The following is a 16104-nucleotide window of genomic DNA, read 5'->3' as shown; positions in this document are numbered from 1 at the left end:
CAAGCAAATGGATGTACCTTGCACCTCTCTGGACGAAGTCCGTCAACGGATCGATGAAATCGACCGCAGCCTCGTTTCGCTTCTCGCCAAACGTGGAAGGCTCGTAACGCAAGCAGCGGGTTTCAAGAAAACCACCGATGATGTGCGTGCACCCGCTCGGGTCGAGCAAGTGATCAAGAAGGTTCGTGAGATGGCTGACGAAACCGGTGCCTCGGCTGAGGTGGTGGAACAGGTCTATCGGGCGATGATTTCGGCCTTCATCGCCGAGGAGCTCAACACCCATGCGAAGCTGGCCGATGAGGCTTCAGCATCGTGATGAAACGCGGGGCTCATACGCAGCCCCGCCGCTTTCTCCTGCTTGCTATCTCTGGCTCAACGCCGCAATCGAGACGCCAGACGCGACGAAGGTGAGGCCTGCGCCCACGTTCAGCCCATTCACCAGCCGTGGCCGCCGGTACAGGTAGCGAGACAGTCCCGTGGCGAAAATGCCCATCAAGGCAAACCCCAATGCCGTGAGTGCAGCGAACCATACGCCGTAAACCAACATCTGCACGCTGACCGACCCGCGTGCGGGGTCGACGAACTGGGGAATGAACGCCAGCACGAACAAACCTGGCTTGGGGTTGAGCGCAGCCGAAAGCAGACCGGTCAGAAAAATGCTGGGCAGCGATTGCCTGGAGGCCGGCTGAAAGCTTATGAGGTTACGAGCGCGCAGCACCTTGATCCCTAGCCAGAGCAGATAGCCGGCACCCATGAGCTTGATCACCCAAAATGCGAGCACCGAGGTTTGCATTAGCAGGGTCAACCCTAACGAAGCGGCTGCAACGTGAAACAGAATGCCTGCGCCTGACGCCATGCCGGATACGGCCGCTGCGACTTTACCCTGGCTGAGACCGCGGCCAATGGCCAACAAGTTGTCAGGGCCCGGTGCCAGCACCAACAGCACGCAGGCGGCGGTATAGGCGAACCACACGTTCATGGGAAACACGGCTCTCTCCTTAAGCCTGATGAAGCATCCATCCTGACGGCGGGGTACGCCAATAGCAAGGCGGAACCTCAAGGGCTGTCAGCACTGGCGGGCTCGGCCCTGCTTGGTTGGTCGAGGATTCTCCGAACACGTCAGGACGGGGCAGACTACCTGTGCTGACACAGTCGTCCGCTCAAGCGCCAGTTCGGTTATGTGAAGGCTCGCTTTCGTGGCTTGGCCAAGAACACTGCACAACGGACCACGTTGTTTGCGCTGTCGGACCTGTGGATGGGGCGCCGGTAGTTGTTGAACGCCGCGCTATCGGCCGAAAAATGGGCCTGGCGCGGTCGAGATGTTGCTCATTACGCGCTCGGGAGAACGTGATCGGCGTTTACCTGGCAGTCTGTCGGAATGCGAGAACTTTGGTGTCTGTGTCAGGTCCAATCCGCACTTTAGCCACCCACTCGCGCCTCCGGAGCCGAACAAAAAATGAAAAAACCTTTGGTTGCTGTCTTTGCTTGTGCATTGGCACTCGGGATGACGGCATTCTTGCCCGCCGATATCTCCCCGATCAGTTCCGCCTATGCCAAGGGTGGCGGTGGCGGTGGCGGTGGCGGTGGTGGTGGCGGCGGTGGTCATGGCGGTGGCGGCGGACATGGCGGTGGAAACGGCGCCGGACATGGCGGTGGCATGGGAGGGCATAGTGGAAGCGGGAAGGGCCTTGGAAGTGATCACGCCGGAAAGGCGACACGCGATCATGGGGTAAGCGGCAATCATTACGGAAGCTCGCGCAACAGCGACAACGGTCATGGCACCACCACCTCGGGTGTCGCTCACTCCAAGGACACTCGCGGTTTGGCCAAGTCCACGGCCATCTCTGGAACGACGCCAGGCGATCATAATTCGAAAGGCCTCAGCAACGCTGTCGGGTCTTCTTCAAAAAATGATCGATGATTTGACCGCATCCATGCTGTACCGGCTTTAGCGTGCACGAAAGCCCAGCGTAGGCCGGGCTAAATGAACGGGTCACCCCCACACCCTGCGAGGGCTAAGCTTTCGCAGGGTGTTTTGTTTTGGAGGCCATCATCACGAGCGAGTCAGCACGGGTCGGGATCGATCTCGGTAAACACAGTTGCCACCGGCATGGCCAAGACACGTTGGGCCAAGCGGTGTTTCGCAAGCGGGTAGACGGCACGATCAGCCACACAGCCCAGATTCGCATCCCAAGTACAGGGGGCGCTTAGCTGGCGTAGCAAGTCTCTGATTGGCCAGGCCTGCGTTTTGCTGCTGCGCTCTGTGTCGTAGCGGCCATGCTTCAGGTCGTATCTGGATGCGGCCTGAATCTTACCGGTCAGTATAGTCAGCTCCGTCCCTTTGCCGGAGTGCCTTGAATTGGACAATACCCGTGAGCGTTTGATTGATGCCGCGCTGAAGCTGTTTCTGTCGCAAGGTTTGTACGTGACGGGGGTAACGGCCATTGCCGCGATGGCGGGTGTTACCAAAATGACGCTCTACAGTCATTTCCCCTCCAAGGATGCGCTGATAGTGGCTTGCCTTGAGGAGCGTGACCGACGTTGGCGTGAAGAGGTAGCGCGCACCCTGGCCAGGCATCCTGAGCCAGTCAGTGGCATGCTCGCTTTTTTCGATCTGTATGAACGCTTTCTTTTGAAAGATAGCGAGCGCGGGTGCCTGTTCGTTAACAGTGCGGCTGAGTTCCCCCAGTTTAGCCACCCCGTGCATTTAGCAGTGAGCAGGCATAAGCAAGGGATACGCGAAAACCTTGCTGCCTTGGCCATAAGCGCCGGTATAAACGACCTCGACGCAGTTGCCCAAGGGTTGTTTATCTTGTTGGAAGGCAGTTTTGTCAGCGGCGCGATGGGCCAGGACATGCGGGTATTCGACACTGCCCGGCAAATAGCTCATTGCTGGATTCAGAGGCAGGAGCAGAGCGTATGACCCTGGGCCTGTTAGCGGCCATTGCCGCCACCTTTTCCTGGTCACTGCTCTACATTTTTCCTGGGCTGGTCGGTGATTACAGCCTTTTTGACCTGGCGGTGGTGAGCTATGCCTTTGCCGGGTTAGGTAGCCTGCTGGTGCTGTTCGTTTACCGCAGCGAAGTGCGGCAATTGCGACTGAGTGACTGGGCCTGTGCCGCACTGCTGGGCTTCTTGGGATACATTGGCTACTTCTTCCTGATCACCACTGCGGTTTTAGCAGCCGGGCCGGTGATCCCCCCTGTGATGATGGGGTCAGTACCGATCGTGCTCGCGATTGCCGGCAACATGCGCAGCGCCAGCGTGCCTTGGCGCGCCATTGCCGGGCCACTGATGGTGGCGGCCCTGGGCATCAGCCTGGTCAATCTGAGCGTGTTTGATGCTAGCCGTGCGGCGGTAGTGCTCCCGACCGCGTCGTTACTGCTTGGGTTGCTTGCATCGTTGTTGGCAATCGCATTCTGGACCGGTTTTGGTCTGTTGAATGAAAGTGCTTTGGCTCGACGCCCAAGCATGTCTCCCATGTTGTGGTCAGCCATGTTGATCTTCATGTGCAGCGTCGAAATGCTGGCGTTCATCCCGGTTGGGCTGTACTTGAAACTGTCTCATTTCGCTAGCTATCCGAGCGGATTGGCAGGTACTCAGGCGCTGATCGTCTGTGGGCTGATTCAGGGGTTAGGGGCCACCCTTGCAGGTGCCTGGGCATGGTCAATCGCAACGCGGCGTCTTCCGCTGGCGCTGAGCGGGCAATTGATCGCCAGCGGGACCATTTATGCAACTACGATGGGCCTGCTCATCAACCAGCGCTGGCCGTCTCCTATGGAAGCGCTTGGTACAGCCTTGTTGTTCGTAGGGGTGGTGTGGGCTATTCACGCCTTTTATCGCAAGCAAACACGCCTCCAGACGCATGGCGGGATAACTGACCTTGGCCGACACTGATGGGACTGGTTTGCGATCATCCCTTGATTGATCCGTCGCCTGGATCGGAAAGGGGCGTTCAACAGTGCTGAGTTGTTACTTTGAGAAAAGCATGAACTCTGCTGCCCAGTCTTTATATTCGTTTTGCAAGCAATAGCCAGCAACGAGCGTTGAGGCCGATTTGTCAGCGTTAACCTGGCGACGGCGCTGTATGCGCAGGCTTTCATAGGTGGCCTGAACCGAGGCAAAGTATGCTTGATGGCCATCCACCACGATGCGCACGCCGAGTTCTGCCAGGCCAGGTGCATCCCGAAGCTCGCTGTTGCCATAGGTGATTAGCATCACTGGAAGGGTCAATCCATCGGCGATGGCGGCGAGTTCATGAACATCCTTCACACCAACGAGGCACACCGCATCGGCACCCGATCGCTCGAATTCCCTGGTTCTACGGATAACGTCCTGTAGCGGCTGCACACCAGCGTGGGTTCTGGCGATGATGGCGAGTGAGCTATCAATCCTTGCTTCTTGCGCCGCGCGCAGTTTACCGGTGGCTTCTTCGGTGCTGATCAGCTCCAGGGCACCGCTGCCAAAACGGGCAGGCAGGAGGGTATCTTCGATGGTGAGTGCTGCAACCCCAGCCCGTTCTAGCTCGACAACAGTCCTCATGGCGTTAAGGGCGTTACCATATCCATGATCAGCGTCAGCAATTATCGGAAGGCTAGCCACGCGGCCAATTCGGGTGGCCTGTTCGGCGAATTCACTAAGGGTGATTAAAGCGATGTCAGGAGCACCCAACACTTGCAGGGAGGCAACAGAGCCGCCCAGTATGCCAACTTCGAAGCCGAGATCCGAAGCGATGCGTGCGGATAAAGGGTCAAAAACCGAAGCGGTACTCAGGCAAGCGTGACCGTTGAGAAGAACACGGAAGTCATTTCGCAATTGATGATGACTGCGGTTGTGCATGGCTGTCTCTGGGCGTATTTGGGATGTATGACGCGTCGCGTTCCACTACTTTGGACGTTCAGCGAGTACGTTGAGAGGGCAGGGGATGGCGGTGTTGGGCGGTGGAGTTGATCACCTTCACCGCCCATTCGCTTATTTGATGAACCGTACTTGGCTATTGATCTTCTCGATCACCGCGCCTTTGCGTTCATTGAACCGGGCTCTGTTCTGCTCGAACAGGTTATTGCCCTTGGTGTCGATAGAAATGATCAGCGGGCCGAACTCTCGTACACGGTTGACCCATAGCGTTTCCGGCATGCCCAAGTCCTGCCATTCGGCGCGTTCGATCTCTTCCACCTGGGTCGCTGCCAAGACTGCACAGCCGCCTGGAAACACTGCATGCACCGCCTTGTTCTCAAGGCAGCCCGTGGTGGTTTCCGGGCCCATGCCGCCTTTGCCGACGATCAGCTTTACCCCAGTTTGCTCAATGAACTGTTTCTCGAACTTTTCCATGCGCATGCTAGTCGTCGGGCCGATCGACACCATTTCAAAGCTGCCATCGTCCTTTCTCTTGACGATGGGGCCTGCGTGAAAGATCGCGCCGCCGCGAAGATTTACAGGAAGCTCCCGGCCTAATTCGATAAGCCGGCGATGTGCAACGTCTCGGCAAGTCACCAACTGGCCAGTGAGGTAAACCACGTCGCCAACGTTCAGGCTTGCCAAATCTTCGTCACTTATTGGAGTGGTCAGGATCTTTTTCACAGTGCTACGCCTTCATGGGAGAGGATGTCATAAGTGAGGTCGGCATTGATGCGGATCTTGCCGCGGCGGTGCGCCCAGCAACCTGTCGATACCGCGACGCCGATGGTCGAGGGGTGTCGGGCCGACGATTCGATGTTCACGCCCATCACGCTGCTGTTGCCCGTCAAACCCTGGGGGCCAATGCCGATTTCGTTCAGGCCTTCCTCCAGCAGCTTCTCCATCATCGCTGCACTTTCGTTGGGATGGCTGGAATCCACTTCGCGCAGGATGGCCTTTTTCGAAAGGCGTGCCGCGGTCTCGACCGAGGTCGATACACCCACGCCTACCAGCAAAGGCGGGCAAGCGTTGACACCGCGGGAGGTGATGACATCGAAGACGAACTCTGTGACCCCTTCGTAGCCTTGCCCTGGCATCAGCACCTTGGCCGAGCCCGGCAACGTACAGCCACCACCCGCCATGTACACATCGACAATGGCGTAGTCGGCATCGGGGATGATTTCCCAGTCCAGCCACGGGATCTTCGAGCCGGTGTTGGTGCCGGTGTTCTTTTCGATGAAGGTTTCAACTGCGTTGTGGCGTAGCGGGCCCTTGATGGTCGCCTCCTTGGTGGCGTTCTCGAGGATGCCCTCCATTTCGCCCAGCAGCGGGAAGCGTGCACCGGCGGAAATGAAATACTGGATCACACCGGTATCCTGACAGCTGGGGCGGTTCAACTTGTCAGCGTAATCCTGGTTGTCGGCCATCGAGTCGTAGACGGCGATGGCCAGCGGGTTGGTTTCCGCTGCGCGCAGCTTGGCGGTCTTTTCTTTTACATCCTTGGGCAGGCGCTTGCCGATGTAGGCGGTGAACTTCGCCAAGACGTCGGTCAGCGATTCCACAGCGGCTTCTTTGTCTACGGTTTCCATGTTTACTTCCTCAGTGCATCACAAGGTTTTTTGGGTCAGAGTCAATGGCAGGCTTGGTAGCCGAAGGCAGTGATTCGTTTTTTTCTGGCTCGCCCACCGCTTGGCCATCCAAGACCTGATTCATCCTGGTGCTATCGAGGGCGCCGACCCATTTGGCGATGGCCATGGTGCCCACGGCGTTGCCGATGGTGTTGGTAATGGCGCGAGCCTCAGACATGAAGCGGTCTACGCCAAGAAGCAGAACCATGCCGGCTACAGGGATGTTGTCCATGGTGGCCAGGGTTGCGGCCAGGGTGATGAAGCCCGAACCCGTGACGCCTGCAGAGCCTTTGGATGTGAGCAGGAGCACGCCCAGGACGATCAGCTGGTCCATGAGGGTCAGTGGGGTATTGGTTGCCTGCGCGATGAATATCGCCGCCATTGTGTAGTAGATGCATTGGCCGTCAGGGTTGAAAGTCAGCCCCGAAGGAATGACCAGGCCTACTACCGGTTTCGAGACGCCGACCTTCTCCAGTTTGTTCATCATTTGTGGCACAACAGACTCCGATGAGCTGGTGCCCAATACGGTGAACAGCTCCTCCCGCAGGTACTTGAGGAACTTCCACAAGCTGAACCCAGACATCCGAGCGATTGAGCCGAGAACGATCACCACGAACAGGAAGCAGGTCACGTACATAGTTGCCATCAGCTTGCCCAGCGAAACGATGGAGCCCAGGCCATATTTGCCGACGGTGAAAGCCATGGCGCCACAGGCTGCCAGCGGAGCAATGCGCATCACCATGCCGACGATGTAGAACATGCCGTGAGAAAACGACTCGAGCACATCGACTACGGGCTTGCCGCGTTCTCCTAGATTGGCCAGCGCAATGCCGAGTAAGGTCGAGAACAGCAGAATCTGCAGGATTTCGTTCTTGGCAAAGGCATCCACTACGCTGCCGGGGATTACATGCAACAAGAAGTCGGTGAAGCCGCCCGATCCGCTAACGGCAGCAGCGGTGTAGGTAGAGATGGCATTGCTATCCAGGGTGGCAGGGTCGATGTTCATGCCTTGGCCAGGTTGCACCAGGTTCACAACGATCAGGCCCAGCACCAATGCGAAAGAGGAGAGAACCTCGAAGTAGATCAGGGCCCGGGCACCGACACGGCCGAGCTCCTTCATGTTTTCCATTTTGGCGATGCCGAGAACCACGGTTGCAAAGATGATCGGTGCAAAAACCATCTTGATCAGTTTGATGAAGGCATCACCCAGTGGCTTCATGTCTGCGCCGACCTCCGGCCAGAGCACGCCTAGCAGTACCCCAATTGAGACGCCAATCAGTACCTGCACATACAGCTTACTTATCCATCGTTTGGCCATTGCCGTCTCCGAATTATTGTTGTGAGTCGGATTTATGTGGCGACTGGGCTAAGCGGCAGACAGGCAAGACCGGCAAAGCTAAATAGCCCAGCGTTTTTGTGGTTAATCAGGCAGGCCTAAGGTAATGGTTTTTTCTGAGTGGTGTAATAGACTCAGATTCAAGACATTATTTCCTTGAGGTTAATTATGAATCCTGTGTCGGAACTTGCTTTTTTCAGCCAGTTGGTGGCGGCTGGCAGCCTGGCAGCGACAGCCCGTGAGCTGAACCTCACTCCCCCCGCTGTAACCAAGCGGCTTGCGCAATTGGAGAAGCGTCTTGGCGTTCGTTTGTTGAACCGAACGACGCGCAGCATCAGCCTCACGGCCGAAGGTGAGACGTACCTGATCAATGCAAAACGCATTCTCGGTGAGATCGAGGAGATGGAGCGGCAGGTATCCAGCAGCAGGGCCGAGCCAAAGGGTTTGTTGCGCGTGAATGCACCGCTGGGCTTCGGCCGCACCCATGTAGGGCCAGCCATCTCACTCTTCGCCAAGCGCTATCCAGAGGTTGAAGTTCAGCTTCACCTGACGGACCGGCCTATCCATCTCCCTGATGACGCAATTGACGTGGCGATCCGTTTTGGTGAGCTGCCTGATTCAAGGCTCATTGCCAGGAAAATAGCGGTTAATCGCCGACGTTTGTGTGCAAGCCCTGAGTACTTACGTACCCACGGAACTCCTGAGACGGCAAAAGACCTGGTCCGGCACAACTGTATCGTGTTGCGTCAAAATGAATCCGCATTCGGGATATGGCGTATGTCTAAAGGCAAACAGTTCGACGCCATCAAGGTCCACGGGAGCTTGAGTACTAACGATGGAGAGGTAGCGTTGACTTGGGCGCTGGACGGGCATGGGATATTGATGCGAGCGGAATGGAACCTGGCCGGTTATCTACGTACAGGTCAGCTTGTGGAAGTCTTGAACGATTATGAGACCGAGCCGGCAGACATTTACGCTGTCTATTTAGAACGCCTGAATTTATCTGCGAAAGTCGCTTATTTTGTTGATCATTTACGAGAGTTTTTCAAAAGCAAAGCTGAGAACCCTACTGGCGGTCTTGATGCGTGGAAATGACGCTGGCGAAGCCGCATCGGCTTGGTTGAGTTACGCCTGATGATGCGCATGAGGTCTTCTTGGCGATCCTCCCGCGTTAAAAAATGAAGCCAGGGGCGAGCATGAACGGCAGAAGGTTGGGCCGTTCCACGCGAAGAGGCGGTTTGGATTGCCATCGGCGCCGCCGGCACAACCCTTGTCGACACACAGTGTTTGGGTGATGGCGCATTATTTAACTTTGCGCCGGTAGCCCATGAATGTTTGCGCGCGCCCCTCACGACTTGCTTAGGTGTCAGCGACACCTTTCAACGTGCACCAGTTTGCGTCCTTAATCGAGGCCTATACTTAACAGCAACGTTCCATTCCCTGCCCGCCATTCCCTATAAGGATCTGAACCATGACAGCATCCAAACTCGTCGCCCTGGCTTTGGCGGGTGTTCTTTTTCCTGCTCTAACCCTTGCCCAGCAGGCCTCCAGCGCCGCCGAGCCGACTCAACAGTCGATGAACATTGAGCAATTTGATCAGGAGATGGCGAAGGCTCAAGAAAATCTGAAAAAAATGCAGGATCAAATGAGCCTTATCCACAAAACTACCGATCCAGTCCAGCGCCAGAAACTCATGCAAGATCACCAGGCGATGATGCAGCAAGGAATGCTCATGATGAAGGGAATGATGGGGTGCTGCGGCGGCATGATGGGCGGTCGCATGATGGGGAGCGGCCACATGATGGGCTGGGGGCAGATGGGCAGCCATTACGCCGGAATGACGCCTGAGCAGATGAGGCAGCACCAATACATGATGGACAGATACATGGGAATGCAACAGATGATGATGGATCAGATGATGCAGCATCAGCAGCAGATGGGCACGCCGTCTCGCTAACCTAATACCCGCCGCCGGCCAGCAAGGGTGACGCTGACCGATAGCTTCGAAGGAGGTGGGGGTCGCCGTTGCGTATGCTGCGGCCAACGGGCAATCAAACGCTACGTGTGACGCCGCCATCGACTTTGATGTTCTGCCCGGTGATGTAGGCAGCGCCTTCGCTGGCGAGGAACGCGATGGTGGCGGCGATTTCCTCGCGGGTGCCATAGCGTTTGAGCGGCACGCTGTCGCGGCGCTGTTCGGTGGCCGGCAGGCTGTCGATCCAGCCGGGGAGGACGTTGTTGATCCTCACGTTGTCCCCGGCGAATTGGTCGGCGAAGATTTTGGTGAATGCGGCCAGGCCCGAGCGGAACACTGCAGACGTCGGGAACAGCTCGCTCGGCTCGAACGCCCAGGCGGTGGAAATGTTGATGATCACGCCCCCTTTCTGGCGCTGCATGTAGGGCGTCACCAGGCGAGTCGGGCGAATGACATTGAGCAGATAGGTGTCCATGCCCTTGTGCCAGTCTTCGTCGCTGATTTCCAGAATTGGCGCGCGCGGACCATGGCCGGCGCTATTGACCAGCACGTCGATGCGCCCCCACTTCTCCACCACGGCATCGACCAGGTGTTTCAGGTCCTCAACCGACTGGTTGCTACCTGTTACGCCAATTCCACCAAGCTCGGCAGCCAGTGCTTCGCCCTTGCCCGAGGAGGACAGGATGCCAACCTTGAACCCGTCAGCGGCCAGGCGCCGTGCCGCTGCCGCGCCCATACCACTGCCACCTGCTGTGATGATCGCAACTTTTTCTACTGACATGCTGCCTCCGGAACGTTAATGGCTGAATGCTTAGGCGCACAAAAATTAGCAGCAGTCGTGGCCGCGAGGGAGACAGCTAAACTTCACCAAGGCAGTAGATTAACTATTGCCTGCTTGTTGCTTGAGCCAGCGCTGGACAATGCCTAGCGACTCCGGCTGCTGCAACTTTCGCGGCCACACCAGATAGAACGACTTATCGAGCCTGAGTTGCTGAGCGAAGACCTGGGTCAGCCTGCCCGCGACGAGGTCATCACTGACGAACGCCAGGCTTGCCAACGCAATACCCTGACCACTGATGGCGGCATCGATGGCCAATGAAGTCTGGTTGAACCGCAGGTTTTTGGCAGTCGCTTGCCCGTGTTGCGGGAACAGTTGTGCAAGGAACCGAGGCCAGAAATCATGGGCATCGTGGAGCAGGGTGAACGCTTGAAGCTGCTCGAAGCTGGTGGGGACTTTGCTGGCTTCGAACAACGTTGGGCTGGCCACGGCGACGATACGCTGTTCCATCAACAGTTCGCTGTTCAAACCCGCGCCGATGTCGGGCTTGCCATAGCGGACTGCGAGATCCACGCCGTCGGTATTGAAGTGGGACAGCCGATCTGTGGCCAGTACACGTAAATCGATGTCCGGATGGCTGTGCGCAAAGCGGCCCAGCCGGGGAATGAGCCATTTGGAGGCAAAGGTCGGTGTCACGCTGACCGTCAGGTGAGACGCCTGCGGCCGCAGCAGGCGGGTTGCCTCATCGATCATCGCCAAGGCGTTGCGAATGCTGCCGCTGTAGCCCAGCCCTGCATCGGTCAGTGCCAGGCCCCGGGGCAGGCGCTCGAACAAACGTAGGTTCAGGCTCGCTTCCAGCCCGCGTATCTGTTGTGCAACTGCCGCCTGGGTCACCCCCAGCTCGTCGGCGGCCAGGCGAAAGTTCAGGTGGCGGGCAACCACTTCGAACACACGTAGCGCATTGAGTGAGGGCAAATCAGGGAAACCGTTTGGCATGGCGATGGACAGGTTCGGGCTGGAGGATTCAGCCACGAGGCTACTCGCCGAGCGCCTGTAAAGAAACCCGCGCCGCCGCAGCCAATCCGCCACGCTGCGCAGCAAGCCCTCTGTTGGCGCTGCACATTTCCATCGTTCGGCTTGACGCGTGAAATTTTTCATGTAAATTTTCATGAAAAATAAGTCTAAAAATTTCACGGCAGTCCGAAACGATGAAGATGCACGAAGAGGTTGAAGCCCTCGCGATCCTTATTCACGACCTGCGCAAATTCAAGAACCTGACCTTGGGTGAACTGGCCGAGCGCATCAACCGCTCGGTGGGTTTCCTCTCCCAGGTCGAACGCGGCGTTTCGCGCCCGACCGTGGCAGACCTCACCGCTATCAGCGAAGCGCTCGGCGTATCAACCGCGTACTTCTACAACCTGAGCAAGCCCCGCAGCATTGGCTGGGTCACGCGCCCCCACGAGCGGCGCACGTTGTACCTGGAGTCGGGCATCACCGACGTGCTGGCTTCGCCGACCATCGCAGGCGCCTTCTCCATGCTCGACAGCCTTCTCGAGCCGGGCGCCACCAGTGGGGAGGCGTACTTGAGCGACCGTTCCGAGCAGGGCTGTTTCGTACTCGAGGGCGAACTCACGGTGTGGCTGGACCAGGGCGATGCCGTGACCCTGCAAGCCAACGACTGCTTCCAGCTGCAACCCCATGCGCCGTTCCGTTACGCCAACCTGACGGATAAAACCACCCGCGTGCTCTGGGTCTTCAATTGAATTCGTTCACCTCACAAGGATAAGAAGATGAGTGTCATCTTTCCGGATCTGCTGGCTGAAGTGCGCTCGTTCCGAGCAGAACACCCGGCAGTTCGCTATGTCGACCTGATTGCGCTGGACATCCCCGGGCACTTCTACGGCAAGCGCTACCCCATGGACATGCTGGAAAAAGTCGCAGCCGGTGCGCCTCTGAAGCTGCCGCAGAACTGCGTGCTGCTGGGTACCCAGGGCGGCCTTTACCCGATTGGTGACTATTGCTTCGCCGACGGCGACCCGGATGCTGCCCGGCGCCTGGTGCCGGGTACGCTGAAGCCGGTGCGCTGGGAAAAGGAAGTGATCGCCCAGATGCTGATCACGTCCGACGGCACTGCAAAGCCGATCGAATTCGAGCCTCGTGAAGTGCTGGCGCGTGTGCTTCAGCGTCTGGCCAAGCGTGGCATCCGCCCGGTGGTGGCGTTTGAACTGGAGTTCTACCTGTTCGACCGCAAGCTTGATAACGGCCTGCCACAGTACCCACGTGACACGGCAACCGAGGATGAAGACGATCAGCCGAACATGCACATCGAGCGGCTGTCGCGCTTCTCGTCGGTCCTGCACGAGATGGTCGATGGCGCCAACGAGCAGGGCGTGCCGGCGAACGTCATCACCGCAGAGCTGGGCCCAGGCCAGTTCGAGATCAACTTCTCCCACAGCGACGATGCCCTCAGTGCGGCGGACTGGTCGGCACTGTTCTGCCGCAGTACCCGCGGTATCGCGATGAAGCATGGCTACCGTGCCAGCTTCATGAGCAAACCCTACCTGGACGCGCCAGGCAGCGGCATGCATGTGCACGTCAGCCTGTACGACGCCGCCGGCAATAACATCCTGGCGGGAAGCGAACAGCGCAAGCTGCGCCATGCGGTGGCAGGCTGCCTGGAACTGCTGCCGCATTGCATGCCGATCTTTGCCCCCAACCACAATGCCTACCGACGTTATGGCGCCATGGTCAATGCGGCGAGCAAGGCCAGCTGGGGTTTCGAAGACCGTGACGCGTGCATCCGCATCCCCGAGTCCGACCCGCGCAACCTGCGCATCGAGCACCGCCTCGCTGGTGCCGACGCCAATCCGTATCTGGTACTGGCGGCCATTTTGACCGGGATGGAGCATGGCCTGGATCGCGGCGTGGAGCCCATCGCCCCGCTGAACGAAAACCGCCAGAGCGGCATCGACTTCCCCAAGGATGCCCTCAGCGCCTTGGCCGCCATGCGTCATCACCCGGTGGTCAACCAAGGCCTGGGCAGCGAGTTCGTGATGGTCTATTGCGAAAACAAATACCAGGAGCAACTGGACTTCATGCACCACATCGATGCCCGCGAATACCGCTGGTTCCTGTAGGTGCCGAGGTTGGAACAGCGACGCTGCACCCTCCCTTTCTACCGTTTCAATACAACGCGCAATATGGATTTGCCGGAGGAAGATATGCCACGTGTGCCCGTGATCGGCATTACCGCATGCACCAGCATGATTGAGCTGCATGCAACCCAGACCATCAGCGAGAAGTACGCGCGCGCGGCAGCCAAGGCGGCGTGTGGGCTGCCCATCGTCATTCCCAGCCTCGGTGAGTTGATGGACAGCGCCGATATTCTCGACGTGGTGGATGGGCTGATCTTCACCGGTTCGCCGTCCAACATCGAGCCGTACCACTACAACGGCCCGGCCAGTGCCACGGGCACCCATCACGACCCTCTGCGCGATGCCACCACGTTGCCGCTGATGCGCGCCGCCATTGCCGCCGGCGTACCGGTACTCGGCATTTGCCGTGGCTTCCAGGAAATGAACGTGGCGTTGGGTGGCACCCTGCATCAGAAGGTCCACGAGACCGGCATGTTCATGGACCACCGCGAAGGCAAGGATGAGCCCCTCGACAAGCAATACGGGCCGCGCCACACCCTGCATGTAGAGCCTGGCGGCATGCTCGACCGCATGGGTTTGCCGGCGATATTCGACGTCAATTCCATCCACGGCCAAGGCATCGACGTACTGGCCCCCGGGCTGAGGGTGGAGGCGCTGGCACCCGATGGCCTGGTGGAAGCGATTTCGGTAGAGAGCAGCAAGGGCTTTGCCCTGGGCGTGCAATGGCACCCCGAGTTCCAGGTCATGGATAACCCCCATTACCTGGCCATCTTCCAGTCCTTTGGCAAGGCCTGCCGGCACCGCTCGGTATTGCGCCAGAGGCTGTTGCTGTCTGCCTGAGCAGCCACCTTTCCCACCTGTAGAAAATACCCTCGCAGCGCGGCTGCGCAACTTGATGGAGTGAAGTCAATGAGTGAACAGAATTCGCAGACCCTTGCCTGGCAAACCATGAGCCGCGACCATCACCTGGCCCCGTTCAGCGATGTCAGGCAACTGGCCGAGAAAGGCCCACGCATCATCACCTCGGCCAAGGGCGTGTACCTGTGGGACAGCGAGGGCAACAAGATTCTCGATGGCATGGCCGGCCTGTGGTGCGTGGCGGTCGGCTATGGTCGCGATGAGCTGGCCGAGGTCGCCAGCCAGCAGATGAAGCAGTTGCCTTACTACAACCTGTTCTTCCAGACCGCGCACCCGCCCGCGCTGGAGCTGGCCAAGGCGATCGCCGAGGTGGCCCCGCAAGGCATGAACCACGTGTTCTTCACCGGCTCCGGCTCCGAAGGCAACGACACCGTGCTGCGCATGGTTCGCCATTACTGGGCACTGAAGGGCCAGAAGAACAAGAAGGTCATCATTGGCCGCATCAACGGCTACCACGGCTCTACCGTGGCGGGCGCGGCCTTGGGCGGCATGAGTGGCATGCACCAGCAGGGCGGGGTGATCCCGGATGTCGTGCACATCCCGCAGCCATACTGGTTCGGCGAAGGCGGCGACATGACCGAGGCCGACTTCGGCGTGTGGGCGGCCGAGCAACTGGAGAAGAAGATCCTCGAAGTTGGCGTGGACAACGTTGCTGCCTTCATCGCCGAGCCGATCCAGGGCGCCGGTGGCGTGATCATTCCACCGCAGACCTATTGGCCGAAGATCAAGGAAATCCTGGCCAGGTACGACATCCTCTTCGTCGCCGACGAAGTGATCTGTGGGTTCGGCCGTACCGGTGAGTGGTTCGGCACCGATTACTACGACCTCAAGCCTGACCTGATGACCATCGCCAAGGGCCTGACCTCCGGTTACATCCCCATGGGCGGGGTGATTGTGCGTGACGAGGTGGCCAAGGTCATCAGCGAAGGCGGCGACTTCAACCACGGCTTCACCTATTCCGGCCACCCTGTAGCGGCGGCGGTGGGCCTGGAGAACCTGCGGATCCTGCGTGACGAGCAGATCATCCAGCAGGTGCACGATAAAACCGCGCCGTATCTGCAACAACGCCTGCGCGAACTGGCCGACCACCCGCTGGTAGGCGAAGTGCGCGGCCTGGGCATGCTCGGTGCGATCGAGTTGGTGAAAGACAAGGCCACCCGTGCCCGTCATGAAGGCAAAGGTGTCGGCATGATCTGTCGCCAGCACTGCTTCGACAACGGCCTGATCATGCGCGCTGTAGGCGACACCATGATCATCGCGCCACCGCTGGTGATCAGTATCGAAGAGATCGACGAATTGGTGGAGAAAGCCCGCAAGTGCCTGGACCTGACTTATGAGGCTGTTCGGTAGCGGCAGAAGCTGTTCTCAGCACCTGTGAGATCAAGCACCGCCTGCGCGGTGCTCGATCGGTGCCGCAA

General features: G+C 58.6%; 17 protein-coding genes and 1 pseudogene. 11 read left to right on the top strand and 7 right to left on the bottom strand.

Annotation, left to right across the window (positions count from 1 at the left end):
• Positions 1-7: 7 nt before the first annotated feature.
• The gene (locus tag N5D53_RS19665) at positions 8-316 is read left to right on the top strand and encodes a chorismate mutase (protein WP_012053142.1); all 309 of its coding nucleotides are present in this window, start codon (positions 8-10) and stop codon (positions 314-316) included.
• A 45-nt stretch (positions 317-361) separates the two neighbouring features.
• Here N5D53_RS19665 and N5D53_RS19660 read toward each other — a convergent pair whose 3' ends face one another.
• Positions 362-988 (bottom strand): LysE family translocator, encoded by a 627-nt coding sequence (locus N5D53_RS19660; RefSeq protein WP_190869066.1) that lies wholly within the window; start codon positions 986-988, stop codon positions 362-364.
• 165 nt (positions 989-1153) lie between these two features.
• Between N5D53_RS19660 and N5D53_RS19655 the strand changes: the two are divergent.
• The 4 genes and pseudogenes from N5D53_RS19655 to N5D53_RS19640 all read left to right on the top strand — a co-directional run.
• Positions 1154-1270: pseudogene (locus N5D53_RS19655) on the top strand (IS5/IS1182 family transposase); the annotation flags it as partial.
• Positions 1271-1456: 186 nt separating this feature from the next.
• Complete coding sequence (locus tag N5D53_RS19650) at positions 1457-1921, top strand: hypothetical protein (RefSeq protein WP_190869067.1); 465 nt, start codon at positions 1457-1459, stop codon at positions 1919-1921.
• Between the two features lie 438 nt (positions 1922-2359).
• Positions 2360-2923 carry a TetR/AcrR family transcriptional regulator gene (locus N5D53_RS19645; protein WP_190869068.1) on the top strand — a complete coding sequence of 188 codons (564 nt, stop codon included), beginning with the start codon at positions 2360-2362 and terminating at the stop codon, positions 2921-2923.
• Positions 2920-3897, top strand: coding sequence for a DMT family transporter (locus N5D53_RS19640; RefSeq protein ID WP_190869069.1), 978 nt, complete (start codon positions 2920-2922; stop codon positions 3895-3897). The genes N5D53_RS19645 and N5D53_RS19640 overlap by 4 nt, the downstream gene beginning before the upstream one ends.
• Positions 3898-3972: 75 nt before the next feature.
• Here the strand turns inward: N5D53_RS19640 and N5D53_RS19635 are convergent, their stop codons facing one another.
• The 4 genes from N5D53_RS19635 to N5D53_RS19620 form a co-directional block, all read right to left on the bottom strand.
• The gene (locus N5D53_RS19635; protein ID WP_004576750.1) at positions 3973-4839 is read right to left on the bottom strand and encodes an isocitrate lyase/PEP mutase family protein; all 867 of its coding nucleotides are present in this window, start codon (positions 4837-4839) and stop codon (positions 3973-3975) included.
• 132 nt (positions 4840-4971) lie between these two features.
• Positions 4972-5580, bottom strand: coding sequence for a L(+)-tartrate dehydratase subunit beta (gene ttdB, locus N5D53_RS19630; RefSeq protein WP_190869070.1), 609 nt, complete (start codon positions 5578-5580; stop codon positions 4972-4974).
• Positions 5577-6485: a L(+)-tartrate dehydratase subunit alpha gene (gene ttdA / locus N5D53_RS19625; RefSeq protein WP_104962192.1), complete on the bottom strand. Its 909-nt coding sequence runs from the start codon at positions 6483-6485 to the stop codon at positions 5577-5579. The genes ttdB and ttdA overlap by 4 nt, the downstream gene beginning before the upstream one ends.
• Before the next feature lie 10 nt (positions 6486-6495).
• A complete protein-coding gene (locus N5D53_RS19620; RefSeq protein WP_190869071.1) occupies positions 6496-7842 on the bottom strand; it encodes a dicarboxylate/amino acid:cation symporter in 1347 nt (448 codons plus the stop codon).
• A gap of 186 nt (positions 7843-8028) precedes the next feature.
• Between N5D53_RS19620 and N5D53_RS19615 the strand changes: the two genes are divergently transcribed.
• On the top strand, positions 8029-8955 hold the full coding sequence (locus N5D53_RS19615; RefSeq protein WP_004576754.1) for a LysR substrate-binding domain-containing protein: 927 nt from the start codon (positions 8029-8031) through the stop codon (positions 8953-8955).
• A 376-nt stretch (positions 8956-9331) separates the two neighbouring features.
• A complete protein-coding gene (locus N5D53_RS19610) occupies positions 9332-9817 on the top strand; it encodes a hypothetical protein (protein ID WP_104962189.1) in 486 nt (161 codons plus the stop codon).
• Positions 9818-9911: 94 nt separating this feature from the next.
• Here the strand turns inward: N5D53_RS19610 and N5D53_RS19605 are convergent, their stop codons facing one another.
• Positions 9912-10616 carry an SDR family oxidoreductase gene (locus N5D53_RS19605; protein ID WP_173880840.1) on the bottom strand — a complete coding sequence of 235 codons (705 nt, stop codon included), beginning with the start codon at positions 10614-10616 and terminating at the stop codon, positions 9912-9914.
• 99 nt (positions 10617-10715) lie between these two features.
• Positions 10716-11609: a LysR substrate-binding domain-containing protein gene (locus N5D53_RS19600; RefSeq protein WP_004576757.1), complete on the bottom strand. Its 894-nt coding sequence runs from the start codon at positions 11607-11609 to the stop codon at positions 10716-10718.
• A gap of 212 nt (positions 11610-11821) precedes the next feature.
• Between N5D53_RS19600 and N5D53_RS19595 the strand changes: the two genes are divergently transcribed.
• From N5D53_RS19595 to N5D53_RS19580, 4 genes are all read left to right on the top strand, one after another.
• Positions 11822-12376, top strand: coding sequence for an XRE family transcriptional regulator (locus N5D53_RS19595; protein WP_014591753.1), 555 nt, complete (start codon positions 11822-11824; stop codon positions 12374-12376).
• 27 nt (positions 12377-12403) lie between these two features.
• Entirely contained in the window at positions 12404-13750 is a 1347-nt protein-coding gene (locus N5D53_RS19590) for a glutamine synthetase family protein (protein ID WP_104962187.1), read from the top strand.
• A gap of 84 nt (positions 13751-13834) precedes the next feature.
• Positions 13835-14608 carry a gamma-glutamyl-gamma-aminobutyrate hydrolase family protein gene (locus N5D53_RS19585; protein ID WP_190869072.1) on the top strand — a complete coding sequence of 258 codons (774 nt, stop codon included), beginning with the start codon at positions 13835-13837 and terminating at the stop codon, positions 14606-14608.
• 69 nt (positions 14609-14677) lie between these two features.
• Positions 14678-16036 (top strand): aspartate aminotransferase family protein, encoded by a 1359-nt coding sequence (locus N5D53_RS19580; protein WP_014591751.1) that lies wholly within the window; start codon positions 14678-14680, stop codon positions 16034-16036.
• The last annotated feature ends 68 nt before the right edge of the window (positions 16037-16104 follow it).

Source organism: Pseudomonas sp. GD03862 (genome assembly GCF_029840855.1).
In the GTDB taxonomy this organism is placed as follows: domain Bacteria; phylum Pseudomonadota; class Gammaproteobacteria; order Pseudomonadales; family Pseudomonadaceae; genus Aquipseudomonas; species Aquipseudomonas alloputida.
The sequence above is the reverse complement of the archived record's forward strand: the minus strand, read 5'-3'. Positions and strand labels throughout refer to the sequence as shown.

Coding starts and splice junctions, on each gene's coding strand:
- N5D53_RS19665 (WP_012053142.1), top strand. CDS start 8: ATGGATGTACCTTGCACCTCTCTGGACGAAGTCCGTCAACGGATCGAT.
- N5D53_RS19650 (WP_190869067.1), top strand. CDS start 1,457: ATGAAAAAACCTTTGGTTGCTGTCTTTGCTTGTGCATTGGCACTCGGG.
- N5D53_RS19640 (WP_190869069.1), top strand. CDS start 2,920: ATGACCCTGGGCCTGTTAGCGGCCATTGCCGCCACCTTTTCCTGGTCA.
- N5D53_RS19635 (WP_004576750.1), bottom strand. CDS start 4,839: ATGCACAACCGCAGTCATCATCAATTGCGAAATGACTTCCGTGTTCTT.
- ttdA (WP_104962192.1), bottom strand. CDS start 6,485: ATGGAAACCGTAGACAAAGAAGCCGCTGTGGAATCGCTGACCGACGTC.
- N5D53_RS19620 (WP_190869071.1), bottom strand. CDS start 7,842: ATGGCCAAACGATGGATAAGTAAGCTGTATGTGCAGGTACTGATTGGC.
- N5D53_RS19615 (WP_004576754.1), top strand. CDS start 8,029: ATGAATCCTGTGTCGGAACTTGCTTTTTTCAGCCAGTTGGTGGCGGCT.
- N5D53_RS19610 (WP_104962189.1), top strand. CDS start 9,332: ATGACAGCATCCAAACTCGTCGCCCTGGCTTTGGCGGGTGTTCTTTTT.
- N5D53_RS19605 (WP_173880840.1), bottom strand. CDS start 10,616: ATGTCAGTAGAAAAAGTTGCGATCATCACAGCAGGTGGCAGTGGTATG.
- N5D53_RS19600 (WP_004576757.1), bottom strand. CDS start 11,609: ATGCCAAACGGTTTCCCTGATTTGCCCTCACTCAATGCGCTACGTGTG.
- N5D53_RS19595 (WP_014591753.1), top strand. CDS start 11,822: ATGAAGATGCACGAAGAGGTTGAAGCCCTCGCGATCCTTATTCACGAC.
- N5D53_RS19590 (WP_104962187.1), top strand. CDS start 12,404: ATGAGTGTCATCTTTCCGGATCTGCTGGCTGAAGTGCGCTCGTTCCGA.
- N5D53_RS19585 (WP_190869072.1), top strand. CDS start 13,835: ATGCCACGTGTGCCCGTGATCGGCATTACCGCATGCACCAGCATGATT.
- N5D53_RS19580 (WP_014591751.1), top strand. CDS start 14,678: ATGAGTGAACAGAATTCGCAGACCCTTGCCTGGCAAACCATGAGCCGC.